We start from the raw sequence: 1,301 nt of genomic DNA, 5'->3' as shown, positions 1-1,301 counted from the left end.
GAATATTTCCCCGGCATCGGCAAGATCGGTTTCGAAGGCCGCGACTCGGACAACCCGCTCGCGTTCAAGGTCTACGACGCCAACAAGCAGGTCGGCGACAAGACCATGGCCGAGCATCTGCGCTTTGCGGTGGCCTACTGGCACAGCTTCTGCGGCAACGGCGCCGATCCGTTCGGCCCGGGCACGCGCGCATATCCGTGGGATATCGGCAACAGCGCGCTCGATCGCGCCGAAGCCAAGGCCGACGCCGCGTTCGAATTCTTCACCAAGCTCGGCGTGCCGTACTACTGCTTCCACGACGTGGATCTGTCGCCCGATGCCGACGACATCGGCGAGTACCAGAGCAACCTCAAGCACATGGTCGGCATCGCCAAGCAGCGCCAGGCCGACACCGGCGTCAAGCTGCTGTGGGGCACCGCCAACCTGTTCTCGCACCCGCGTTACATGAATGGTGCCTCGACCAACCCGGATTTCAATGTGGTGGCGCGCGCGGCGGTGCAGGTCAAGGCCGCGATCGATGCCACCGTGGAATTGGGCGGCGAGAACTACGTGTTCTGGGGCGGCCGCGAAGGCTATGCCTGCCTGCACAACACCCAGATGAAGCGCGAGCAGGACAACATGGCGCGCTTTTTGACCCTGGCACGCGACTACGGCCGCGCGATCGGCTTCACCGGCAACTTCCTGATCGAGCCAAAACCCATGGAGCCGATGAAGCACCAGTACGACTTCGACAGCGCCACGGTGATCGGCTTCCTGCGCCAGCACGGCCTGGACCAGGACTTCAAGCTGAACATCGAAGCCAACCACGCCACGCTGTCGGGCCACAGCTTCGAGCATGACCTGCAGGTGGCGTCCGATGCCGGCCTGCTCGGCAGCATCGATGCCAACCGCGGCAACCCGCAGAACGGCTGGGATACCGACCAGTTCCCGACCGACCTGTACGACACCGTCGGCGCGATGCTGGTGGTGCTGCGCCAGGGCGGGCTGGCACCGGGCGGCTTGAACTTCGATGCCAAGGTGCGCCGCGAATCGTCCGACCCGCAGGATCTGTTCCTGGCGCATATCGGCGGCATGGACGCGTTCGCACGCGGGCTGGAAGTGGCCAATGCGCTGCTGACCTCCTCGCCGCTGGAGCAGTGGCGCGCCGAGCGCTACGCCAGCTTCGACAGCGGCGCGGGTGCGGACTTCGCCAACGGCAGCAGCACGCTGGTGGATCTGGCCAGGTACGCCGCCGGCAACGAACCCAAGCAGCTCAGCGGCCGTCAGGAAGCCTACGAGAACCTGATCAACCAGTATCTGAC

The 1,301-nt window shown here is 65.0% G+C and carries 1 protein-coding gene; it reads left to right on the top strand.

Annotated elements, in window-relative coordinates; all coding sequences use genetic code 11:
- Nucleotides 1–1,301: xylose isomerase (gene xylA, locus XarbCFBP7408_RS21940; RefSeq protein WP_104564694.1), on the top strand; the 1,301-nt coding region annotated here is incomplete at both ends.

Origin of the sequence: Xanthomonas arboricola pv. guizotiae (genome assembly GCF_002940205.1) — a bacterium.
GTDB lineage: Bacteria > Pseudomonadota > Gammaproteobacteria > Xanthomonadales > Xanthomonadaceae > Xanthomonas > Xanthomonas arboricola_C.
Note: the sequence above shows the minus strand (reverse complement) of the source record. Positions and strands in the feature narration are given on the sequence as shown.